This window comes from Cellulomonas sp. P5_E12 (genome assembly GCF_054049315.1).
In genome coordinates, this window is sequence record NZ_JBFUMP010000003.1 from 126,796 (window position 1) to 149,176 (window position 22,381).

General features: G+C 68.0%; 16 protein-coding genes and 1 other RNA gene. 3 read left to right on the plus strand and 14 right to left on the minus strand.

Features of this window, described 5'->3' with window-relative positions:
• Positions 1 to 859 precede the first annotated feature (859 nt).
• A complete protein-coding gene (locus ACXJKA_RS03425; RefSeq protein ID WP_456823771.1) occupies positions 860 to 2,152 on the plus strand; it encodes a restriction system modified-DNA reader domain-containing protein in 1,293 nt (430 codons plus the stop codon).
• Between the two features lie 116 nt (positions 2,153 to 2,268).
• On the opposite strand, the gene ACXJKA_RS03430 is transcribed toward ACXJKA_RS03425, so the two are convergent.
• The 4 genes from ACXJKA_RS03430 to ACXJKA_RS03445 all read right to left on the minus strand — a co-directional run bounded on the left by ACXJKA_RS03430 (position 2,269) and on the right by ACXJKA_RS03445 (position 9,299).
• On the minus strand, positions 2,269 to 2,781 hold the full coding sequence (locus ACXJKA_RS03430) for a phosphatase domain-containing protein (RefSeq protein ID WP_456823772.1): 513 nt from the start codon (positions 2,779 to 2,781) through the stop codon (positions 2,269 to 2,271).
• Positions 2,782 to 2,800: 19 nt separating this feature from the next.
• Positions 2,801 to 5,734, minus strand: a complete 2,934-nt coding sequence (locus ACXJKA_RS03435; protein WP_456823773.1) for a type I restriction endonuclease subunit R — start codon at positions 5,732 to 5,734, stop codon at positions 2,801 to 2,803.
• Positions 5,735 to 5,979: 245 nt separating this feature from the next.
• Positions 5,980 to 7,332, minus strand: coding sequence for a restriction endonuclease subunit S (locus ACXJKA_RS03440; RefSeq protein ID WP_456823774.1), 1,353 nt, complete (start codon positions 7,330 to 7,332; stop codon positions 5,980 to 5,982).
• Positions 7,329 to 9,299 (minus strand): type I restriction-modification system subunit M, encoded by a 1,971-nt coding sequence (locus tag ACXJKA_RS03445; protein WP_456823775.1) that lies wholly within the window; start codon positions 9,297 to 9,299, stop codon positions 7,329 to 7,331. The genes ACXJKA_RS03440 and ACXJKA_RS03445 overlap by 4 nt, the downstream gene beginning before the upstream one ends.
• 887 nt (positions 9,300 to 10,186) lie before the next feature.
• Between ACXJKA_RS03445 and ACXJKA_RS03450 the strand changes: the two genes are divergently transcribed.
• Positions 10,187 to 10,495 carry a helix-turn-helix domain-containing protein gene (locus ACXJKA_RS03450; RefSeq protein ID WP_456823776.1) on the plus strand — a complete coding sequence of 103 codons (309 nt, stop codon included), beginning with the start codon at positions 10,187 to 10,189 and terminating at the stop codon, positions 10,493 to 10,495.
• Between the two features lie 407 nt (positions 10,496 to 10,902).
• Entirely contained in the window at positions 10,903 to 11,457 is a 555-nt protein-coding gene (locus tag ACXJKA_RS03455; RefSeq protein ID WP_456823777.1) for a nuclease-related domain-containing protein, read from the plus strand.
• A gap of 82 nt (positions 11,458 to 11,539) precedes the next feature.
• Here ACXJKA_RS03455 and ACXJKA_RS03460 read toward each other — a convergent pair whose 3' ends face one another.
• From ACXJKA_RS03460 to ACXJKA_RS03505, 10 genes are all read right to left on the minus strand, one after another.
• Positions 11,540 to 12,595, minus strand: a complete 1,056-nt coding sequence (locus tag ACXJKA_RS03460) for a tyrosine-type recombinase/integrase (RefSeq protein WP_456823778.1) — start codon at positions 12,593 to 12,595, stop codon at positions 11,540 to 11,542.
• 195 nt (positions 12,596 to 12,790) lie between these two features.
• Positions 12,791 to 13,157, minus strand: a transfer-messenger RNA (tmRNA) gene (gene ssrA, locus ACXJKA_RS03465).
• A gap of 90 nt (positions 13,158 to 13,247) precedes the next feature.
• Complete coding sequence (locus ACXJKA_RS03470; RefSeq protein WP_456823779.1) at positions 13,248 to 14,519, minus strand: S1C family serine protease; 1,272 nt, start codon at positions 14,517 to 14,519, stop codon at positions 13,248 to 13,250.
• 105 nt (positions 14,520 to 14,624) lie between these two features.
• Complete coding sequence (locus ACXJKA_RS03475; protein ID WP_456823780.1) at positions 14,625 to 15,680, minus strand: ATP-dependent DNA ligase; 1,056 nt, start codon at positions 15,678 to 15,680, stop codon at positions 14,625 to 14,627.
• 10 nt (positions 15,681 to 15,690) lie between these two features.
• A complete protein-coding gene (locus ACXJKA_RS03480) occupies positions 15,691 to 17,544 on the minus strand; it encodes a DUF2207 domain-containing protein (protein ID WP_456823781.1) in 1,854 nt (617 codons plus the stop codon).
• Positions 17,541 to 18,011, minus strand: coding sequence for an SsrA-binding protein SmpB (gene smpB / locus ACXJKA_RS03485; protein ID WP_456823782.1), 471 nt, complete (start codon positions 18,009 to 18,011; stop codon positions 17,541 to 17,543). The genes ACXJKA_RS03480 and smpB overlap by 4 nt, the downstream gene beginning before the upstream one ends.
• Before the next feature lie 70 nt (positions 18,012 to 18,081).
• A complete protein-coding gene (locus ACXJKA_RS03490; RefSeq protein WP_456823783.1) occupies positions 18,082 to 19,377 on the minus strand; it encodes a peptidoglycan DD-metalloendopeptidase family protein in 1,296 nt (431 codons plus the stop codon).
• Between the two features lies 1 nt (position 19,378).
• Positions 19,379 to 20,293, minus strand: coding sequence for a permease-like cell division protein FtsX (gene ftsX / locus ACXJKA_RS03495; RefSeq protein ID WP_456823784.1), 915 nt, complete (start codon positions 20,291 to 20,293; stop codon positions 19,379 to 19,381).
• Positions 20,293 to 20,982 (minus strand): cell division ATP-binding protein FtsE, encoded by a 690-nt coding sequence (gene ftsE / locus ACXJKA_RS03500; RefSeq protein WP_456823785.1) that lies wholly within the window; start codon positions 20,980 to 20,982, stop codon positions 20,293 to 20,295. Before ftsE ends, ftsX begins: the two co-directional genes overlap by 1 nt.
• A gap of 150 nt (positions 20,983 to 21,132) precedes the next feature.
• A complete protein-coding gene (locus ACXJKA_RS03505; RefSeq protein ID WP_456823786.1) occupies positions 21,133 to 22,377 on the minus strand; it encodes an ROK family protein in 1,245 nt (414 codons plus the stop codon).
• Positions 22,378 to 22,381 lie beyond the last annotated feature (4 nt).

A 22,381-nucleotide genomic window follows, 5' to 3' on the forward strand; every position in this document is an offset into this window, starting at 1 on the left:
TTGTGGCGCTCGGGCTTTGCGCTGCCTGGGCGATCAGGTCGTCCCTCCCCCTCAGGGGCACCAGGCGCGGTCGGTCGGGAGCTCAGCCGAGGCCCGGATGAGCACGGCCCCTTCCTGGCACCGCCGCTGAAAGGAAGCGCTGCCCATTCCAGTCCCGCAACGTTCCTTCCGGTCGTTCGAAGCCGTCGAAGAGGCATCGCACGAGGCCAGGGCCGGCGGCGAGTTCGTCGAGGTAGGTCGGACCGCCTGGTCCAGCAGTTCGTCTGGCGATCTGGACCGGCCACGCACTGTGTCGGCCGCGACTTTGTTGCTGCCTCCAGCGTCTGGACCTCGTCGTCGGTTAGGTCGTCGGGCGTCCGCCACGTGACCATCGACACCGAGACGCCCTCCTCGCGCCACTCCGTTGCGCGGGAGCCGTTCTTCCTTCGCTGTGATCATGCCGAGCGGGATCCGGCGCAGCCAGCCACTGGTGATCAGCAGGCGCCGTCTACTTACCGTCCGCACGAGAGCACTACCTGACGACCTGACGATGCGCGGGAAACCCCAGGAGAGATCGAACGGCGAACCTGGGATCGATCTTCCGGCCGCGAAGGATGCTTTGCCGGCCCGGTTCGACCTAGAAGTCCTGCCTGATGAGCGGTCTCCTGCGACGCTCGTCCACGCGCTGACTCGGTTGGACACGACCGTCCGTGACTTCGACGGGGATTGGGTGCACCCGTGGAACTCACGGGCTGACCGACTGCGTAGTCCCCACCTAACGAGTTGCGCCAGGCCATCGATATGCTCGCGCGGACCCTGTGTTCCCGATCCAGCCGCGTTGAACCAACGCGGACATTCTCGCAGTTCCAAGGAGCATCGCGTGGACGATGGTGACCTCTCAGCTCGCAACGGCTATCTGTTCGAGGGCAGACGTGTCCGCATGACTGACCTCCTGGATGCGCGCATCCTAGAACCGGATACTGAGTTGGAGTTCGTCCGGCCGCGAGCCGGCCGATCGTATTACGCCATTCTCCGAGCAGACGGAAGAATCGAACTCGAGAACGGTCGAGCGTACAACGCTCCATCCCGTGCCGCCGTCGCTGCGGTGGGTTCAGGCTCATTCGATGGCTGGTTCGCTTGGCGTGTCAAAGAGACTGGCGAGTTCCTCGCCGACGCCAGAGAGCAGCTACTTGATCGCGCGGCGGCGGATGCCAAAGCACGACTTGGAGGAGCGGCGCTTGACACCACCACTCACCACGATTTCCTTAAGGATGCTCGTGCTCGCGCCAGGGCCGGCGACCCCGTATCACCGAGCGTCGAGGAGCTTCTACACATTTGGGGCGCGACGTCGCGCAGCGAACTCGTCGTCGAACGAATCAGCACGGACCTAGAGAACTATGGGCTCACAACCGATCCGAACTTCTTTAAGGTCAGTCTCGACACGCCTGTCAAGCTGATCGAAATCGTCGCCGAGGATCCGCTTGCAGCGGATGTCGTCGACGTCGACGTCAATACATCAATGGAAATTGGAGACTTTGACGGACCCGTCCGTGAAGAAGTCGGGCTGACGCTCGGGCACCTCCCGTCCTCCAACGTCGGCGTAAAGGGGATTCACCCGCAGGCCAGCATCGATGAGGCGATAACGAGGATGCTGATCGACGATTTTTCACAGCTGCCGGTGATGCAGAAAAAGGATGATCGATCGGTTCGGCACGCAGTGACATGGCAATCAATCGCGAGAGCCTGGCACATTGACAAGTCCGCCGAGCTCTCGGACGCATTTGTCGTGGCACAGGCATATCGATTCGACACCGAACTCATCGACGTGCTCGACGTATTGCAGAAGCAAGGATTCGTCCTGGTCCAAGACGCGACCAACGTTATCACTGGGATAGTGACTGCGGCAGATGTAGTTGGAGCGTACGGCGACCTCGCTTCGCCGTTCTTCCTGATCGGTGAACTCGACCGGCTGCTTCGACGTTTGGTTAGCGATTCATTCAGCCTCGATCAGGTCAATGCCGCATGCGCGGCAGGCGGCCGAAAACGTCACGAGTCTTTCACGAACCTCTCATTCGGCGACTATCAGAGCATCTTGTCAGCGAACGAGAACTGGTCATCGCTCGGATGGCCCTTGGAACGTGCTGTCGCGGCTCTGAGAGTCGCTTCGTCCTGAGGCACATCTCTGCCGCGGTGAGTCCTGAAGCAGTCGCGAGCGGAGCGAGTCGCGCGCGATAGCTTGTGGGGCCCGTTGCTTGGGCGGCGAACTGAGCAGTAGTCGACTCTCTTGGTTCAGCTTCCGCCGAATAGTTCCGCAAGACGCGGATCCGCTGCGCCTGACGCGGGCCATTGCGCAGGCAGAATGGTGCCGTGCGACGTCACCTGCGCAGTCGCGATGCCCGCAGCCCTCCAGACTTCGATAATTTCGGAGCGATCGTCAAGTGCGAGTCGGGCGACAAACCGGGCTGCAATCGCTCGCTCGATCTCGGCCTTGACTTGCGCGTCCGGTCGGTAGTCGGCGTTCGCGCGCATGTAGAGCTCGTCGAATTCGACGCCGTTTTCGGCGAGCCACAGCAGGGTCAGAAAGGACCACTTCTGTTCACGGGCGGTCACGACTAGCACTGCGAAACCGTGCGTCTTGGCACGCGATACAAAGTCGACGACGGCAGGGTGTGGTGGGCAATTGATCGATTCCGAATGGAAGCGATCGAAATCCGCCTTAAACTCGCGGGCGCTCGGAAGTGGCTCAACCCATCCGCGAATCTCACGAACGTCGCACAGCGTTCCGTCGACATCGACGATCACCGCCTCTGGTCTTGCCATGTCAGTGGGCAGGAGCCGCGGCGACGGCGGCGTGGATCATTGCACCGACCTCCACGATGACCTTGTGGGCGTCGGCGTGGCCGGAGGCGATGTAGTCGGCGATTGCGTTGTGGGAGTGCTGGTTGGCGAACACGGCGTCGACGACGGCGTCGCCGAGGTCGGGTGACTCAAGGAACTGGGCACGCGAGTTGGCGCGGGCTTGGCCGACGAGGTCCTCGTCCTCCAGGAGCACGGCGCCGAGGGTGTCGACGAAGCCCTCGACCTGAGCCCGGGAGAACTCGGCGCCGAACAGGTCGTTGAGCCGGTCGATGACTGCCTGGAACGCGACGAGCACGGGGTCGGGGGTGGTGCCCGAGCCGGCGGCGACGACGCCGCGCAGGCCGGTCCCGTCACCGAGGCTGATGTCGAGCTGGTCACTCTTGGTGTGCTTGACCTTCTTGAGCACGACGTCGGACAGGTCGATGTCGGCGGTCACGGTGGTTGTGCGGATGTACCGCTCGAGCAACCGGAGGAAGATGGCGCGCTTCTCCAGCTGGGTGTCGGCGTAGTCGACGACCTGGCTCATGAAGTCGTAGAGCCGCACGAAGGTACCGACGTCCTTGCGGAACTGGTCGAGGGCGTCGATCTCGCTGGTGTCGTCGCGCTTGACGGCGTCGGTGTACCGCTTGGCGAATTCGTCACGGGGCGGCTTGATGATCGCGGCGAGGGCGTTGTTGCCGGCGCGGCTGAGCCATGCGGTTGCGCACGCATCGACCTGGGCCTCGGAAAACACGGCCGCCTGGTCGAGCTTGGCGGAGATGTCGTGGACGACGTTCGGGTCGGTCGTCGTCTCGAGCCGGGCGTCGGTGTAGTACGGCTCGAACGACTTGCGGATCTCTTCGGGGTCGTTCACGAAGTCGAGGACGAACGTGACGTCCTTGCGCTCCCCGGACGGCGCCCGGTAGGTGCGGTTGAGGCGAGACAGGGTCTGCACCGCCAGGACCCCGGACAGGCGCTTGTCGACGTACATAGCGCACAGCAACGGCTGGTCGAACCCGGTCTGGAACTTGTTGGCGACGAGCATGACCTTGTACTCAGGGCCGGCGAACGCCGTGGCGATCTGCGAGCCGATCTTGGTCGGGTTCATCGATGTCTCGGTGAACGGCTCGGGGCCAGTCTCGGGGTCGTCCACCGACCCGGAGAACGCGACCAGTGTCCCGATGCCGGTGTAGCCGCGCTTGGCGATGTATGCGTCGATCAGCGTCTTGTACCGGACGGCGGCCTTGCGGGAGTCTGTGACGACCATGGCCTTGGCGTGCCCGTCGAGCAGGTRGGCAACGTTCTCCCGGAAGTGCTCGACGATGATCGCGCACTTCTGGCTGATGTTCGTCGGGTGCAGCTTGACCCAGCGCATCAGGCCCTTGGTCGCCGCGGACTTGTCGACGAGCAGGTCCTCGACCGCCGCCTCGGCGACCGAGGGCTCGAGCTCGGCTTCCTCGGCGAGTCCGCTGGCGACCGCGGTGCGCGCGATCTGGAACGCGGTGTCATAGGTCTGGTAGCCGCGCAGGACATCGAGGATGAACTCCTCCTCGATGGCCTGCTTCATCGTGTACGTGTGGAACGGGTGCGGGATCCCGTCATCGTCCGGGGTGCCGAACAGCTCGAGGGTCTTGGCCTTCGGGGTCGCGGTGAACGCGAAGAACGAGACGTTCGGCGTCGTCGCGCGGGCTGTCATCAGGGCGGCGAGCTGGTCCTCGGCCGAGACCTCGCCGCCGTCGTCGAGGTCGGCGAGCTCCGCGTCCGAGAGGATCTCGCGGATCTTGCCGGCGGTCGTGCCCGACTGCGACGAATGCGCCTCGTCAGCGATGACAGCGAACCGCTTACCGGCCAGACCTTTGTTCCGCGCGATCGCCTCCATCGCGAATGGGAACGTCTGCAGGGTCACGACGACGATGAGCTTGCCGCCCGTGAGCGCGTCGGCCAGGGCCGACGACTTCGACCCGGCCTTGCGAGCCTCGACCTCGTCGACCGTCGTGATGATGCCCTCGCCGCTCGCCGAGCCCGTGTCGGCCGAGTCGATCTGCCGCACCGCGACCTGGAGCTGGTCGTCCAGGACCGTGCGATCGGTGACGACGATAACCGTGTCGAACACCTTGTGGTCGCCCTCGTCGAACAGCCGGGCCAGGCGGTGCGCGGTCCACGCGATCGAGTTCGTCTTGMCCGAGCCCGCCGAGTGCTGGATCAGGTAGCTCTGCCCGGCCCCGTGCTCGCGCGCATGGGACACCATCGCCGTGACGGCCTCCCACTGGTGGTACCGCGGGAACACCAGCGTCGTGGACTTCGTGACGGCGCCGCTGATCGGGTCGCGGCTCTGCTTGGTCTCCACGTGGCAGAACTTGCCCAGAATCATCAGCCAGTTGTCCCGCTCGAGCACCTTCTCCCACAGGTAGGACGTGGCCGACCCGCGCGGGTTCGGCGGGTTGCCCTTGCCGCCGTGCCCGTCGCCGGCATTGAACGGCAGGAAGTACGTCTTGTCCCCGGCCAGGCGCGTGGTCATCCACGCCTCCTCGTTGGACACCGCGAAGTGCACCAGCGCCCGGTTGCCGAAGCCGAGCAGGGGCTGGACGTGGCCGCCCGGGTCCTTGGGCCGGCGGGCCACCCTGTACTGCTCGACCGCCTCCGCAACGGACTGCGTGAAGTCCGTCTTCAACTCCAGCGTCGCGACCGGTAGCCCGTTGACGAACAGCACAAGGTCGAGCGACCGGTTGTCCTTGGTCGAGAAGTGCACCTGCCGCATCACACGGACACGCACCTTCGCATAGTCCGCGAGCGTCGTCGCGTTCAGGCTGGTCGCCGGCCGGAACTGGCACATCCGCAACGACGACGACACGTGCTTGAACCCGCGACGCAGCACGTTCAGCGTGCCGCCGCCCTGGTCGACCGGAGTGTCGAGCACCTTGCACAGCCGGTCCAGCAACGCGTTTCGCGCGCTCTGCTCCTGCGGTGACCCGGACTTGACCGCCTTCGCAAACTCCTCCGGCTGCGTCTCCGCCAGCCACCCGAGGACGTCATCTGGGATCAGCGCTCGCTCTCGGTCATAGACCGCGCCGATCTCATGGTCCGACGACGAGTAAAGCCACCCGTGCGCAGCAAGGTATGCGCACAACTCCGATTCGAATGGCTCCTCGTTGTAGTCCGCCACTACGCCATCCCCCGGGCTGCGTGACCCGCGGTCCGCACGTCGATCTGCCCGGTCACCGCAGCGCAGATGAGCGCCGCCCGCCGCTCCTGTGCGAGCGTGACGTGCTCCTTGGTCTTTGCAAGCAACGCGTCGATGCGGGACGTCTGTTCGCTGACGTGCGCCACGATCTCCAACTGCTCAGCGAGCGGCGGTAATGGCAAGACAAACTTCCTAACCTGCCATTCGCTCATGTGCGGCACGCTGACCCCAGTAAACAAGGGCTCCACGTACGCCGCGAACGCCTGCGTCGACAGCGTCAACCCCATGTACGTCTGATCCATTCGGCTTCCAGCTCGTAGGCGCATGACCCGCTGCAGCAACAGAGCCGGCAAATCTGCTGCTTCGACCTGGGCAACACGAGCACCCGACGCGATGAACGGACGGTCCATGCCGAGGACAAGGTCCCCCTGTCGGAGTCGGTATACCGGCGGTACCGGCAGGGAAATCTCGTCCCAATAGACGGTCTCGGCCCAGTCCATGCGGCCTGGCTTGATGTTTACACCTCGAGCGAGGCGAGTGAAATCTGTGCTGGACTCGAAACCGTCGCTCGGAAATGCGTAGCCAGCCAGCGTCTCAGCTACGAATCCGAGCTGAGGCCACGTCCACGTCGCCGGAGCAGGAGGCAACCATTGGACAGGCGGCGGAACGCGCGGTCGCTCGAGATCGAGCCCGCCGAGTACTGAGCCCTCGATGACCGCAGTACGGCGTTCGCGGAGGGTGGTGACCAGTTGGGTCTGCTTGGCGATCAGTGTGTCAATCTTCGACGTCTGCTCGTCCAGGAAGTCCGCAATCGCGCGCTGCTCGGCGAGCGGAGGCAACGGCACCGGGACGCTCATGAACTGCGCCCCCGAGACCTCCATGAACGTGGTGCCTCGCCCTTGCGCGTCTAGTTCATCTCGTGATGCGACTAGTGAGTACGCGGTGTATCGAGGGTCAGATCGATCGTCAGGCGTGATCGCCCGACAACCTTGGTTTAGAGCAGTCACACCGATCGTGCGTCCGACGTGCCCGATCGGTGCTCGGATCGAGACGACGACGCTACCGGCACCAACCGTCGAAGAGCCCGCGGCGACGCCTGCTTCCGTCACTGTGCGCTGTGTCGTAACAATCTCGCGGCCATCAGCAAGCCGGAGATCCGGCGGTGTCATGAACGGAATCTCCCCGTTCCAGTACTGCTCCTCGGAGGCGGGGGTTCCACCGTTGGTGACGGTGCCGATCCTGCGGATTGGCACAAACCTCCAATCCGCTGGCGCCTCGGGGCACCAATCTGCACCTGTGCTCCGGTACCGCTCGTAGCGACCCAGTCGCTTCACGCCTCGACCTCCTTCAAGAGGTCAAGGATCTGGGCGACGATCTTGTTCAGGTCGGAGTCGATCTCGTCGAGCGGGCGCGGGGGCGCGTAGGTGTAGAAGTGCCGGGTGAACGGGACCTCGTATCCGATCCGCGTCTTCGTGTGATCGACCCACGCGTCGGGGACGTGAGGCAGAACCTCGGCGGTCACGTAGGCGTCGACCACTGTGCGAGCGAATCCGTCGGCGTAGGCGGTCTTGGGGGTGTCGTTCCAGCCGAACGGGATGTTCTCGGTATCTCGCAGCTTCGGGTCGGGCTCGGGGTATCCCTTGACGTCGAGAACCTCGTCGGCGGTCTCGTCACGCTCGCCGAGGGCGAGCCACAGAGCCCGGCGCTGTGGGGTCGTCAGGCCGACGCTGTTCGCGCCGAGATGCTTGCCCAAGTCCTTCATGAACTCATCGCGGTTGCGATACAGCCTCTCACCGAAGCTGCCGAGCACCTCGGCCAGCCGGTCGCGGTCGGTGCCTTTGAGCTTGGCGTCGTCGCGGACTAGGTCGATGCGCTCGGGAGTGCAGGTGAAGTTTAGGCGCAGCGCCCGCTCGACGGTGATGGTCCAGTACCCGAAGTCCTGGGTGTCGAAGATCTTGGACGTCGTCCTCTGCTCGAACGCGGCGTAGTCGGCCAGGATCGCGGTGCGGTCGTCGTTGCTGATCTCAACGCGCTTGGAGCCCAGGGACTTTCGCATCTTGGTGGACCGCATCGACCCGTCGATGAGCTGAACCTTGCCGGCGCGCTCGGGAGCCTTGGTGTTATCGAGCACCCACACGTAGGTGGAGATTCCGGTGTTGTAGAACATGTCGGTCGGGAGGGCGACGATCGCCTCGACCAGGTCGTGCTCCAGCAGCCATCGACGGATCTCGGACTGCCCCGACTCCGCGCCGCCGCTGAACAGCGGCGACCCGTTCATCACGACGCCGACGCGGCCGCCGCCCTGGGAGGCCGGGCGCATCTTGGATGCAAGGTGCAGCAGGAAGAGCATCTGGCCATCGCCGACCCCGGGCAGGCCGGGGCCAAACCGGCCGGCGAAGCCGAGCTTGTGCTCGTCCCGGACGGCCTTCTCGGACGCCTTCCAGTCGACACCGTAGGGCGGGTTAGCCAGGCAGTAGTCGAACGTCTGGCCGGGAAACTGGTCGTCGGCGAGCGTGTCGCCCATCTTGATGTTGTCCGGGCTCTGGCCTTTGGCCAGCAGGTCCGACTTGCAGATCGCGTACGACTGGTCGTTGATCTCCTGCCCGTACAGGGTCAGGCGAGCCTCGGGGTTCTGAGCCCTCAGGTGTTCATCGGCCAGCGAGAGCATGCCGCCGGTGCCGGCCGTCGGGTCGTAGACCGTACGCACAGCGCCCTTCTCGAGCAAGGCGTCGTTGTCCTCGGCAAACATCAGGTCCACGACGAGGCGCACCGCATCGCGGGGAGTGAAGTGATCGCCGGCCGTGGCGTTGGAGGCCTCAGCGAAGCGGCGAATCAGGTCCTCGAACAGGTCGCCCATGTCGGAGTTGGAAATGACGTCGGGGTGCAGATCGACCTTGACGAACCGCTCCACCACGAGGAACAGGCGGTCCTTCTCGGCGAGCTTGGCGATGACCTCGTCGAACTTGAATCGGTCGAACACATCGATTGCCGAGGAGAACGAGTTGACGTACTCGGTGAGATTGGCCTGAAGACCGTCGGGGTCCTTAAGCAACGTCGTCAGCGTGAACTTCGAGGTGTTGTAGAACCGCAGCCCGGTGGCCTGGCGCACTAGCGAGGCCTGGCGCATCGCAGAGTCCACGCCTGCGATCAGCTGGACGATCTGCTCACGGTGTGGTTCGAGGATCGCGTCGAGCCGACGAAGGATCGTCATCGGCAGAATGACCGACCCGTACTCGTGCTGTTGATACGGGCCACGCAGCTGGTCCGCGATCGACCACACGAAACCGCTGAGCTTGCTCATTGTTGTGACCTCGTCCTGCTAGGAGCCGCCGCGGACGTCGATGGCCGCCCAACCTCAGGCGAGGCTATCCGTCCGATGGGCGAAGAGAGGGGCCCGATCACCCAGATGGCGAAGGACCGCGTATATCTGAGTCCTCTCGCTGGCCCTAGACAGCACTTCAGGAGACGGTCCACACCGAGTCTGGGAACCGCCGCTGCCACTGGTGCCAGAAGAGTCAACGCCCTGAAACCTCCGTTGTCAGGCCACCGTCTGGCCTAGTCACCGACCGCTGGGCACCTCGCAGCCGTGGGTCGTCGCATCTTGCGCCGATCGCCGCACACCTGCCGTCGAAGGGAGGTGATCGTGATGGGACGACGGGACCTGATCCGACGGGAGCGCGCGAAGCGGGCGGCGGCCGAAGCGCGCGACGCGGCGGAGTCAGGTCCGGCAGCACCATTGCCGGCATGGCTAGGGACCGGCGGGACGGTCGCGTCGTCGGAGTCGAACCGGGTGAGGTCCATCCCGTCACGCACGACGTCGACGCCGCAGCCTCCGCGGCCGGCGCCCCGACGGCGCCCGTCGTCACAACGCTTGACCGACAGACGGCCGGCCTTGCCTCCGTACGAGGGCGCTCCCTTGCGGGAGCTTGTTCGGCGCCGCGACGAGGCCCGGGCGGCCGTGCGGGCGCTCGACACCGAGATCGCGAACGAGGTTGAGCGGGCGCGCGCGGTGGGCGCGCCATGGACCGCCATCGCTCAATGCCTGGCGATCACACGGCAGGGCGCTCGTCAGCGGTACAGCACCGGCGACACACAGCCTCAACCGATGCTGACGTCGTCCACAGATCTCCGGTAGTGCCTTGCGGCGACGCTCGCGCCGCGCCGTGATGAGTTCGGGAGGGAGTAACCATGACCATCGGGTACACGGCGGCCACCCCGCAGGAGGTCGCGGAGTCCTTCGGCATCTCAGTCGAGTGGGTGCGCGAGCAGGCGCGGCGCGGTCGGGTGCCGCACCTGAAGTTCGGGCGGGGCAAGATCCGTTTCCTTCCCGAGCACATTGATGCGCTTGTTCGGCTTGCAACGGTCGACGGCGTCGACCCCGAGGCCGAGCCGCCGGCTGAGGCCTCGGTCGATCTCGGTGCGCTCGGGGCAACGGTCCGTTCGATCCGCGCGCACCAGCGCCGCCCGCACGTGCAGGGCGACCCGCAGATGTTCTGAGGGGCCGGCCATCGCCGTGTCGCCGCTCCTGGGCAAATCTGGGGCGTTCAGGACGGCGGCGAAGCTGCCGATGCACAGGCATGGCGACAAGCGGCGGCGAGTCAGTCCCCGGTCTCAAGACGATGCGCCTGCGCTACGCCGGGACGTGCCGCGCATGCGGGACGTCGCTTGCGGCCGGGACCACGGGCGTCTACGACCGGAGCACGAAGTCGGTCACGTGCGTGCGGTGCCCGGCAGCCGCGCCACTGGAGACGGCAACCGGCGACACCCTGCCCGAGCCCTCTCCCCCGCCGCCAGTCGAGGTTGAGGCCGGGGTAGCAGGCAGCTCGGCGCGGCGAGAGTTCGAGCGCCGCAGTGCGGCCCGGGAGACGCGTATTCGCGACGCGCACCCGCGTCTCGGCGGACTCATGCTCGCGGTCTCGGAGCAGCCGCAGACCACGACCGCCTGGGCGCGCGGCGCCAAGGGTGAGGAGAAGCTCGGGCGAGGTCTGGACGCGCTCGCCGACAAGGGCGTCCGCCTGCTGCACGACCGTCGGATCCCTCGCACGAGGGCCAACATCGACCACATCGCCGTGGCGGCCTCAGGCGTCTACGTCATCGACGCCAAGCGCTACGCCGGGCGACCGACGCTTCGGGTCGAGGGCGGCATCGTCCGCCCGCGCACGTCCCGCCTCGTCATCGGCTCCCGCGACGGCACCAAGCTAGCCGAGGGCGTTCACAAGCAGGTCGGGCTCGTCCGGGACGCGCTTGCCGCTGCGGGTCACGATGACATCCCCGCGCGCGGGATGCTTTGCTTCGTCGACGCCGACTGGCCGGTGTTCGGCGGCTCGTTCCAGATCGATGGCGTCGACGTCCTCTGGCCGCGGAAGGCGTACGAACGACTGACCTCCCCCGGCGCGCTCGGACCGACGATCGTCGACGAGATCCATCGGCGGCTGGCGGAGGCGTTCCCGATCGCCTGACGAACGGCCGATGACGGCCACGCGATACACCGTGCCTATAGACACGGCGATGACGCGACATTCACGCTGCGCGCGTGAGCCGTCATTGAGGCTGGATGACGAGCCCGTTCAACGCTCTTCCCGCGGCGGCCGCCGCGGCCGCCTGCTGGTCCGGCAGCAGGTGTGCGTACGTCTCGGTCGTCGTCGTGATCGACTCGTGCCCGAGCCGCCGCTGGAGGATGAACAGGTCGACGCCGGCGGCGATCATCCACGACGCGTGCGTGTGCCGCAGGTCGTGCACTCGGGGCCGCTTGGTCAGCCGGGGCGCGTCAGGGTCGGGCGACCCGTCCGGCCGCAGCGGGTTCATCGCGGCCTCGAGCGCGGGTGTCCACGTCTGCGTCCAGAACCTTGAGGACGAGAGCTGGCTGCCGACGGTGTTTGGGAACACGAGATCCCCCGGGGCCTTGCCGGCGATGACGCCGCGGAGAACGCCGACKAGGTCGTCGKGAAGGGACACGGTGCGTCGCGCCCGCCTGGTCTTAGGTGGGCCGACGTACGAATGACGGTTCTCGTCACGCTTCCACGCCTTCGTCACGCGCACGGTCGCAGGCGTGGACGTGAGGTCGAAGTCGGCGACGGTGAGCGCGGTCGCCTCGCCCCAGCGCAGCCCGGTGGCAACGAGCAGTAGGACGAGCGGCCGGTAGTACTCGGCGACCTTCGACAGCAGCAGCGCGAACTCGTCGCGCGTGAGCACCGTCATCTCGTCATGCGTCGCCTGAGACTTGGGCAGCTCGACGCCAGCACACGGGTTGTCGTCGCGGTACCCGAGTCGGATCGCGGTCGTCATCGCCGCAGAGAACAGACCGTGCACGTTGGCGATCGTCTTGGGTGCGTAGCCGCGGTCCGTCATCGTGCGCACCCACTCGGCCACGTGCCGGTAGGTGATCGACTTGACGGCATATGCGCCGAGAACGGGCGAGATGTGCGTGGCGAGCTGCTGGCGGTAGTGCGCGCGGGTGTCCCGGCCGACCGACGTCAGCAGGTCGATGTGTTCGGAGATGACGTCATCGACGGTCGGGCCGCGATGACGCACAGTGTCCGCGATCCGCGCGGCTTCGGCGGCGTATCCGCCAGCCGCTTCGGTGAGCTGACGAGCCACCGTGGCATCGCGAAGATCGTCATACGTGAGCGAGGTCTGGCGTCCGGTATCCGGGTCGCGCCACAATACGGCGAAGGCCTTCGTGCCATCGCGACGCCGGCGCTCACGGATGCTCGCCACAGACACAAAAATAGCCACCCGAGTCAACGGATGGCTATTCCTGGTCAACAAGACCTACGTTTCCGCAGGTCAGAGCGGTGGAGGTGGCGGGAATCGAACCCGCGTCCGGTGACGCAGTACCAGGGATTCTCCGGGTGCAGCCTGCTGTGATTTTCTCGGCCCCCACAATCCCACAGGCAAGTTGTGGACGGGCTCAGTCAGCTAAAAGTCCCGGCAACCCCACTGACGAGGATTACCAGCAGTGGCTCTCTAGATGACGCTGGTTACTGAGTCGAGAGCGTACTCAGGCCAACGGACTTCGGGACTCGCTCAGGCGGCGAGGGCGAAGTCGGTGCGGTTTGTATTGGCACCTATGGTTTTGCACGGAGCGTTGACGAGATAACCGTGCGTCCTCGACCCGCTTCTCCTGGTTCGACGATCACCGTCGAAACCGATCACCCCCATGTTCAGTTTTCAAGCACCAGCAGCGCCGAAGCACAACCGGTCCCACCAGCCTACCTCGCAACGGCGGGCTGGTCGGCCTCATTCCCGGTCAGTCGGCGGGTCCGGCGACGAGGGTGACCGTGGCCGAGCCGGCGGAACCGTCCGAAGAAGTCCAGGTCAGCGCCACCGAGTCGCCGGGAGCGAACTGGGCGAGAGCCTCGGACAGCGAGGCGGCGGACGACACCGCAACCCCGTTCACGGACGTGATCGTGTCGCCGGCGGCCAGGCCAGACGATGCCGCCGGGGTGCCGTCGAGGACGCCCGCCACGACCGCGCCCTGGTACCCAGAAGCCAGCGAGATGCCGAGGAACGCCGGATACCCGATGGTCACGGTGTCGGAGGCGGCGCCCGAGTCGATCTGGTGGGCGATGACCAGCGCGTCCTCGATGGTGATCGCGTACGCGACCGTCGTCACCTGGCTGTTCGAGGAGGCCGCGGTCGTCATGCCGACGACCTCGCCCTCCGAGTCGAACAGCGGGCCACCCGAGTCGCCGGGGACCACCGCGGCGGAGAACTCGATGAGCCCGCTCAGGGTCTCGGAGGATGAGCCGTCCGACGACGCCGTCATCGACTGGTCCGTCGCCACGACCGACCCGACGGCAGCCAGCAGGTCGCCGCCGCCCTCCGCGTTGCCGACCGCCGTCACCGCGTCGCCGGTGACCACGCCGCTGTCGTCGTCGAGCGACACCGTCGACAGCCCGGACGCGCCCTGCAGCTGCAGGAGCGCGACGTCGTGGGTGGCGTCCGTGCCCAGCACCGTCGCCGTGTAGGTCTCCCCCCTCGACTCGATGGTCACCTCGATGGCCGTCGAGCCGTCGATCACGTGGTTGTTGGTGAGCACCAGGCCGTCCGCCGTGAGGACCATGCCGGTGCCGGCGGCGGCCGCGTTCTGGTAGCCGAGCGTCGTGTTGATGGTGACGACGCCGACCTGCTGGTCCGCGCTCGCCGCGGTGGCGGCGGACTGGGTCGTGTCGGGGACGGTCTGCGTGCCCGGGTCGGTGCCGAAGGACGACGGGGGCGGGTCGATCGTCGGCGGCACGAACGAGGCGCCCTGCGCGCTCGTCGTGGTGCTGTCGTCGGTGGTCGACGCGTGCGCCGCCACGACCGCGCCCGCCGTGACACCGCCGGCCAGGAGACCGAGGGCGAGCGCGCCGCCCGCCGCGCCGATCGCCAGGCCGCGCCGCACGGTCGGCTTCGTGGCGGCCGCGACGGAGGCGGGGTGCGGGTCCGCCGGGGTGGCCGCCGGCAGGGCCGGGTGCGCGCTCGTCGCAAGGAACTCGTCGCCACCCGCGGCGGCCTCGTTGCGCTGCAGCTCGTCCATGGTCCTGCCCTCCTCGGCGGCACCCGGGGTGGTGCCGACAAGGATCAGGGAACTCGGGCGAACCGGGAGATCGCTGGTATCGACCCGTGCGCAACCTGTGGAACGTCAGCCGGCCGCGAGGACGTCCGACAGCGAGTACGAGACCGGCTCCTCGAGCTGCGCATAGGTGCACGAGTCAGGAGTGCGGTCCGGGCGCCACCGGCGGAACTGCGCGGTGTGCCGGAAGCGGTCGCCCTCCATGTGGTCGTACGCGACTTCCACCACCAGCGACGGCTCCAGCGGCACGAACGAGAGGTCCTTGCCGGCGGACCACCGGCTTCCCGCCGCCTCGCGAGGCGTGCGGGCGGCGGCCGAGTAGTCCCACGGGTGCCCCTCCAGGGGCACCACCAGGGGCGCGAGCTCCGTCACCAGCTCGCGCCGCCGCGCCATCGGGAACGACGCCGCGACGCCGACGGAGGCCAGCACGCCGTCGTCGTTGTACAGCCCCAGCAACAGCGACCCGACGGCGTCGCCCCCGGACTTGTGCGGGCGGTAGCCGGCGACCACGCAGTCGGCGGTGCGTTCGTGCTTGATCTTCTGCATCGTCCGCTTGCCGGGCTCGTAGAGGCCCGCGGGGTCCTTGGCGACGATGCCGTCGAGCCCCGCGCCCTCGAACTGGGAGAACCACTGCGTGGCGAGGTCCAGCGAGTCGGTCTGCGCGGTGACCGAGATCGGGCCGCCGGGCTTCACGAGCGAGGAGAGCACCTCACGACGCGAGGAGAACGGCAACCCCGTGAGGTCGTCGTCCCCCAGCGCCAGCACGTCGAACAGGACCAGCAGTGCGGGTGTCTCGACCGACAGCAGCCGCACCCGCGACTCCGCCGGGTGCACCCGCTGCAGCAGGGCCTCGAAGTCGAGGCCGCTGTGCGACGACGACGGCACGATGATCTCGCCGTCGACGACGCACCGCTCGGGAAGGAAGGACAGGACGGCGGACACGATCTCCGGGAAGTACCGCTGCATCGGCTTGGTGTTCCGGGAGCCGATCTCCACGGAGTCCCCGTCGCGGAAGACGATGGCCCGGAAGCCGTCCCACTTCGGTTCGTACAGCTTGCCCGCGGGTATGGAGGGCACCGACTTGGCGAGCATGGGGTCCACGGGCGGCATCACCGGCAGCGTCATACAGGAAGTCTTACCAGCCCCCGCCACCACCGCCGCCGGCGCCACCGCCGGAGAACCCGCCGGAGAAGCCCGATCCGCCCGACGATCCGGGCGTCGGGGCGGAGATCGACTCGGTCGCGATGGTCTGGAACCGGTCCAGCGACGAGGCGAACGCGGTCGCCCAGAAGATGTTCTGGCCGGGGTAGTAGCCGCCCACGTACCAGCCCGGCTGCGCGACGGCGCGGCCCTGCGCGGCGAGCTCGGAGAACACGCGCGCCCACCGGTCGGCCAGGCCGAACACGATCGCGTACGGCAGGTACCGGCTGAAGATGTCCTCGCCCTCCTCGAACTTGAGCTGGTTCGCCTCGGCCGTCGCCAGATACCGGCGGAAGCCCAGCGACTGCGCGAGCACCGCGGTGCCGTCCTCGGTGCGGGCGGGGGCGGCGTTGCCGAGCACCGCGACCAGGGCGCCGACGACCGCGATGGCGATCGGCACCAGCGCGATCCCCGTGACGGAGACACCGGACGCGAAGGCGAACAGCGCCAGGCCCACGCCGATCACGACGAGCACGATGCCGGCGGCACGCCACGCGCCGCGCACTGACTTCGGGTTGGACCGGAACCAGCCCTTCTCGGTGACGTGCGTGTAGAGACCGTCCTGCACCTGCGCCATCGACGACGCGAACGTGGTCTTGAGGTCCGACAGCTTGACCGACGTCGCCGACGTGAAGATCTCCCGCAGCAGGGTGTCCTCGAACGGCAGCAGCGAGCCGTCGCGGTTCCTCGTCTGCACGAGGGTCCAGTCCTTGGCCTTCTTCCGGGGGTCGGACCGCGGGACCTCCTCGATCCGCAGCCAGCCGCGCACCGCGAGGTCGACCAGCGTCGCCGTCACGTCCACCGGGTCGGCCTTCTCGTCGACGAGCGTGCCCACCTCCCCCGGCCGCACGCCCTCCGGCGGCTGGAACTGCACCGAGACGACCTCGCGACGATCGCGGAAGCCCGACGCGGCACCCGGCTGGTTGTCCGCCGGCCGCAGGCCGGGCGTGAGACCCAGGTACGCGCGATCGCGGCCGGTGCGGCGCACCCGCACGATCGCGAGGAGGACGCCGCCGATGAGCACGAGCAGCGCCAGCACGCCGAGCGGCGACACCGGCTGCACGGGGCCGAGCGGGTCGGGCTTGTCGACGAGGATCGGCTCGACCCCGGGGAACGTCCCGGCCGGCCACCCGGTGACCGTCGAGAACTGCGAGCCCACGGTCACGAGGTCCTGCGTGAAGGTGGACGACGCACCGTCGAACGCCACCGACGTGCAGGACGACGTGGAGCCTTCGGGGCCGGCGAAGCAGACGGCACCCTCGACGGCGGCCGGGCCGGTGACCTCGACCGACAGGTCGCCCAGCGGGATCTCCCAGCCGGCGCCGATGACGTTCCAGTACAGCTCGTCGCCGGAGTGCTGCGCGTTCGCGGGGTTGACCAGCCCGTCGACGGTGTACTCGACGTGGTACGTCTGCACGCCGGAGACGTTGTCGACGTCCGGGTCGCCGATGCGCAGGATGAGGGCCGTGTCGGACTCCTCGCGGTTCACCTGTGCGGGGGCGCCGGTCGGCGACGACGCCGAGATGTCGGAGTAGCGGAACGCGCGGTCCGACGAGTCGTCGTAGTAGACCCTCGTCGGCAAGGTCAGGAAGGGCCCGTGACCCGGCTCGTCGCCGAAGTCGAAGTCGAAGTCGAGCGCGACCTTCATGACGCCGTCGGCGGTCAGCGCGGCGGTGACGTCGTACCGCGTGATCTCCCGACCGCTCGACTGGTCGGGCGCGGCGAGAGCCGGGACCGCGGTGAACAGGACGAGGACGAGGGCGACGAGCGACGCCCGCAGGGTCCTCACAGGTCGCGCTTCTCGCGGATCGCGCGGTTCGCCTCCAGGTTGTCCTGACGCTCGCGCAGCGCCTGCCGCTTGTCCCACTCGCGCTTGCCGCGGGCCAGCGCGATCTCGACCTTGGCGCGCCCGTCGAGGAAGTACAGGGACAGCGGGATGATCGTCTGCCCCTTCTCGCGGGTGCGGGACTCCAGGCGGTCGATCTCCGTGCGGTGCAGCAGCAGCTTGCGCTTGCGGCGGGGCGCGTGGTTGGTCCAGGTGCCCTGCGAGTACTCGGGGATGTGCACGCCCTCGAGCCAGAGCTCGTGGTTGGTCACCTCGCACCAGCCGTCCACCAGCGACGCGCGGCCCAGGCGCAGCGCCTTGACCTCGGTGCCGCTGAGCACCATGCCGGCCTCGAACACGTCCTCGATGACGTAGTCGTGCCGCGCCTTCCGGTTCGAGGCGACGAGCTTGCGCCCGGTCTCCTTGGCCACTGTGGTCGAACCCCGTTCCTGCGTTCAATGAATGGTGCGGGACGAGACTACCCGGCCGTGGCCAGCGGAATCAGAGGCCGAGCAGGGGCCGCGGGTTCGTCGTCGCGCCGTTCACGTACACCTCGAAGTGCAGGTGGCACGCCGCCGACGTGCCGGTGTTGCCCGACCGCCCGATCAGCTGCCCCTGCTCGACGTGCTGCCCGGCGCTCACCGCGAAGCTGGTCAGGTGGTTGTACGACGCCGACAGGGCGTTGCCGTTGACGAACCCGCTGTCGATCATCACCTGGTTGCCGAAGCCGAACCGCGTCTTGGCCCACGTCACCGTGCCGGCGCGGCCCGCGTACACCGGGGTGTTGCAGTAGGTGCGCAGGTCGATGCCCGCGTGCAGGCGGACGTAGTGCAGCGTCGGGTGCATGCGCATGCCGTACTCGGACGTCACGAAGATCGGGTTGATGCTCGACGGGTTGGAGAACAGCGCGGTGCCGATGGGCCCTGCCGCGCCGTGCGGCTTGCCCGCCGCGGCGTCGCGCGCCTTCTGCTCCGCGATGGCCGCCTGGAGCTCGGCCTGCACGGCCGCGGCCTCGGCGTCGGCCTGGGCCAGCTGCGCCTCGAGGGCGGCCCTCTGCGCGTCGAGCGCCTGCTGCTGGCTGATCTGCTGGGCGAGCAACGCGTCCAGCGCGGCCTTCGCTGCGGCCGCGGCCGTCTTCGCCGCGTCGGCCTCGACCACCTTCTGGTCGGCCGCCGCCTTGAGCTCGGTGATCTTGTCCTTCACCGCGCCCAGGCGTGCCTCCGCGTTCTTGTTCGCGGACTCGGTCGCCTTGAGCTCGTCGAGAATCTGCGCCTGCGTGCGCAGCGCCGTGGCCATGAGCCCGTAGCGCTGCACGAAGTCGGCCGTGCTCTGCGAGTCGAGGATGACGTCGACGCCCGAGACGCTGCCGCCGCCCTGGTAGGCCTGCCGGGCCATCTGCCCGATCGCCGCACGCATCGCGGTGGCGTGCTCGGCGTCCTGCGTGATCGTCGTCGAGATCGTCGCCTGCTGGTCCTGCGCGTCGACCAGCCGCGCCGCGATGATCGCGGCCTCGCGCTGCGCCTTCTCCAGCGCCGCGTTCGCCGCATCCAGCGTGGCCTGCGCGGTGGGGATCTGCGCCTGGGTGTCCGCCAGCTGCATCGCGAGCGCCTGGATGCTCGCGTCGACGCCCTCCATCGCGGCCTCGGTGTCGTCGCGAGCCTTCGCGACGGCTGCCTTGTGCGCCTCGGCCGCCTTGCGCCGGTCGTCGATGCTGTCGGCGCTCGCCGGCGCGGCGAAGAACGCGGCGACCAGCAGGACGAGGATCGTGAGGAACGCGGACATCCGCAGACGAGGCATCTCAGACCTTCGTGTAGCGGCTCAGGGTGACCAGGGACGAGATCGCGGCCAGCGCGATGGCGACCACGATGAGGATCGGCGCGATGGCGAGCACGTCCGCTGTGCTGACGTACGGGATCCAGGTCACCGACTCGCCCAGCCAGTCGTCGACCAGGTAGCCGACGCCCAGCCACAGGCCACCGACCGCCAGCAGCGCGCCGATGGTGGCGGCGATCGCACCCTCGAGCATGAACGGCAGCTGGATGAACATGGTCGACGCCCCGACCAGGCGCATGATGCCGGTCTCGCGGCGGCGGCTCAGCGCGGACAGCCGGATGGTCGTCGTGATGAGCAGGACCGCGGCCAGGAGCATGACGAGCGCGAGCCCACCTGCCAGCAGCGTCGCGCTGTTGAGCACGGTGAACAGCTTGTCGAACAGCCGCTGCTGGTCCTTGACGTCCTCGACGCCGGGCCGGCCCGAGACCACGTCCGCGACCACCTGGTACTGCTTCGGGTCCGTCAGCTTGATGCGGTACGACGAGTTCATGTCGTCGACGGTCGCCGCCGTGGCCCAGAACTGGTCCTTGAACTGCTTCTGGAAGGCGTCGTACGCCTGCTCCTTGGACTCCGTGTAGACGTGCTCGACGTACGGCTTGATCTCCGGCGAGTCCAGCGCAGCCTGGATGTCGGCCTTCTGGTCGTCGGTGACCTCACCGCTCGCGCAGGTCGGCTCCGTGGAGTTCTGCGGGCAGAGGAAGACGGAGACCTCGACCTTGTCGTACCAGTCGTCCTTCATCTTGCCGATCTGCGTCTGCAGCAGCGCCGCCGAGCCGACGAACATGAGCGACACGAAGGTCACGAGGATGACGGAGATCGTCATCGACAGGTTGCGACGAAGCCCCAGGCCGATCTCGGACAGGATGAACTGGAGGCGCATCAGCGGTCCGACCCGTAGACGCCGCGCGACTGGTCACGGACCAGCTCGCCGGTGGACAGCTCGATGACGCGCTTGCGCATCTGGTCGACGATCTCGTCGTCGTGCGTGGCCATGACCACCGTGGTGCCCGTGCGGTTGATCCGGTCGAGCAGGCGCATGATCCCCAGGGACGTGGTCGGGTCGAGGTTTCCCGTCGGCTCGTCGCACAGCAGGATGTTCGGGCGGTTGACGAACGCGCGCGCGATGGCCACGCGCTGCTGCTCGCCACCGGACAGCTCGTGCGGGCGGCGCTTCTCCTTGCCGGCCAGGCCGACCATCTCGAGCGTGTCCGGCACCGTGGTGAGGATGTGGTGGCGCGGCTTGCCGATGACCTGCAGCGCGAACGCCACGTTCTCGAACACCGTCTTGTTGGGCAGCAGGCGGAAGTCCTGGAACACGGCGCCGATGTGGCGACGCAGCGTCGGCACCTTCCACGACGACAGCGTGCCCAGCTCCTTGCCTGCGACGAACACGCGGCCGGCCGAGGCCCGCTCCTCCCGCAGCACCAGGCGCAGGAAGGTCGACTTGCCGGAGCCGGACGCACCGACGAGGAACACGAACTCGCCCCGCTCGACATCCAGGGACACGCGGTCCAGCGCCGGTCGGGCGCCGCGCGCGTAGACCTTGGTGACGTTCTCGAATCTGATCACGATGCTCGCGGGCCAGGTTCGGGGACGGACGGGGTACAGCGCTGGCCTCGTCGAGAGTAGGCAGCGGACCGGGGGTCACCAGACGGTGACACGCCGACGATTGCCTGTGAGAACCCTTCGCTGGGCGCTTTGCTGCAGAATGTCGGGCCGCTATGTGCCCGACAGCGCCTGGTGCTCGTCGTCCGCCCGGGCGTCCAGCGTGCCCGCCGGGTCCTCGAGGACGTCCGCGAAGGCCACCTCGGCACCCCCCACCAGCTGCGCGTCCGACCCCAGGTCGGACCGCACCAGCAGCGCCTGCTCCCGCATCGGTCCCAGCGCCCGTGAGTAGGACGCCGCGAGCGTCTGCTCCATCGTCGGGTAGAGCGCACCGAGCGTCCCGCCGAGCACCACGACCCGCGGGTTGAAGATGTTGACCAGGCTCGCCAGCCCGAGGCCGACCCACTCCCCCGTCTTGCGGACGCCCGCGATGGCCCGGCGGTTGCCGATGGCGACGTCGCTGAGCACGTCCTCGATGTCCGCCTCGCGCGGGTCGCGGCCGACGGCGCGGATGAGCGCGGCGTCGCCGATCTCCGCCTCCCAGCAGCCTCGCGCGCCGCACGAGCACACACGCCCGCCCGGCTTCACGACGAGGTGGCCGACCTCCCCTGCGTAGCCGCCCGCGCCCTTGAGCAGCTCGCCGTCGACGACCACGCCGCCGCCGACGCCGACCTCGCCGCGGACGTAGAGCACGTCCTGCGCACCGCGCGCGGCGCCCCGCAGGTACTCGGCGACGACACCGAGGTCGCCGTCGTTCCCGACGGCGACCGGGTACTCGTGGTCCGTCGCAGCGCGGAGCAGGTCCGCGAACGGCACCTCGTGCCAACCCAGCGGGGGCGACCGGCGGACCAGGCCGTCGGGCTGCCGCACGCTGCCCGGCACCGAGACGACCAGCCCGAGACACACCGACCCGGGCGCGGCCTTCGCCTGCATCTCCTTGGCCAGCGTCGCGATGAGCTGGACCACGGCGGGGACGTCGTGCGGGGACGTGCTGTGCAGCCGGCGTCGGACCTGCAGCATGTAGCCGCCGAGCCCGACCCGCGCCGCCCCCACGCTGGACGGCGTCACGTCGAACGCGAGCACGTGCGCGCTCGTGCTGACCGGCTCCACCACGTTGGACGGCCGGCCCTTGCCGGAGACGACGCCGGGTCGCTCACGCACGAGCCCGAGCTTGACCAGCTCGGACGTGAGCGACCCGACCGTCGACCTGTTGAACCCGGTGCTGGCCACCAGGTCCGACCGCGTCGCCGGACCGTGGAAGTGCAGCAGGCGCAGGACGGCGGACAGGTTGGCCCGTCGGACGTCGTCCTGCGCCGCCGCGTCAGCGCGCCGGACCGGCGGCCCAGCCCCCAGACGCACCAGC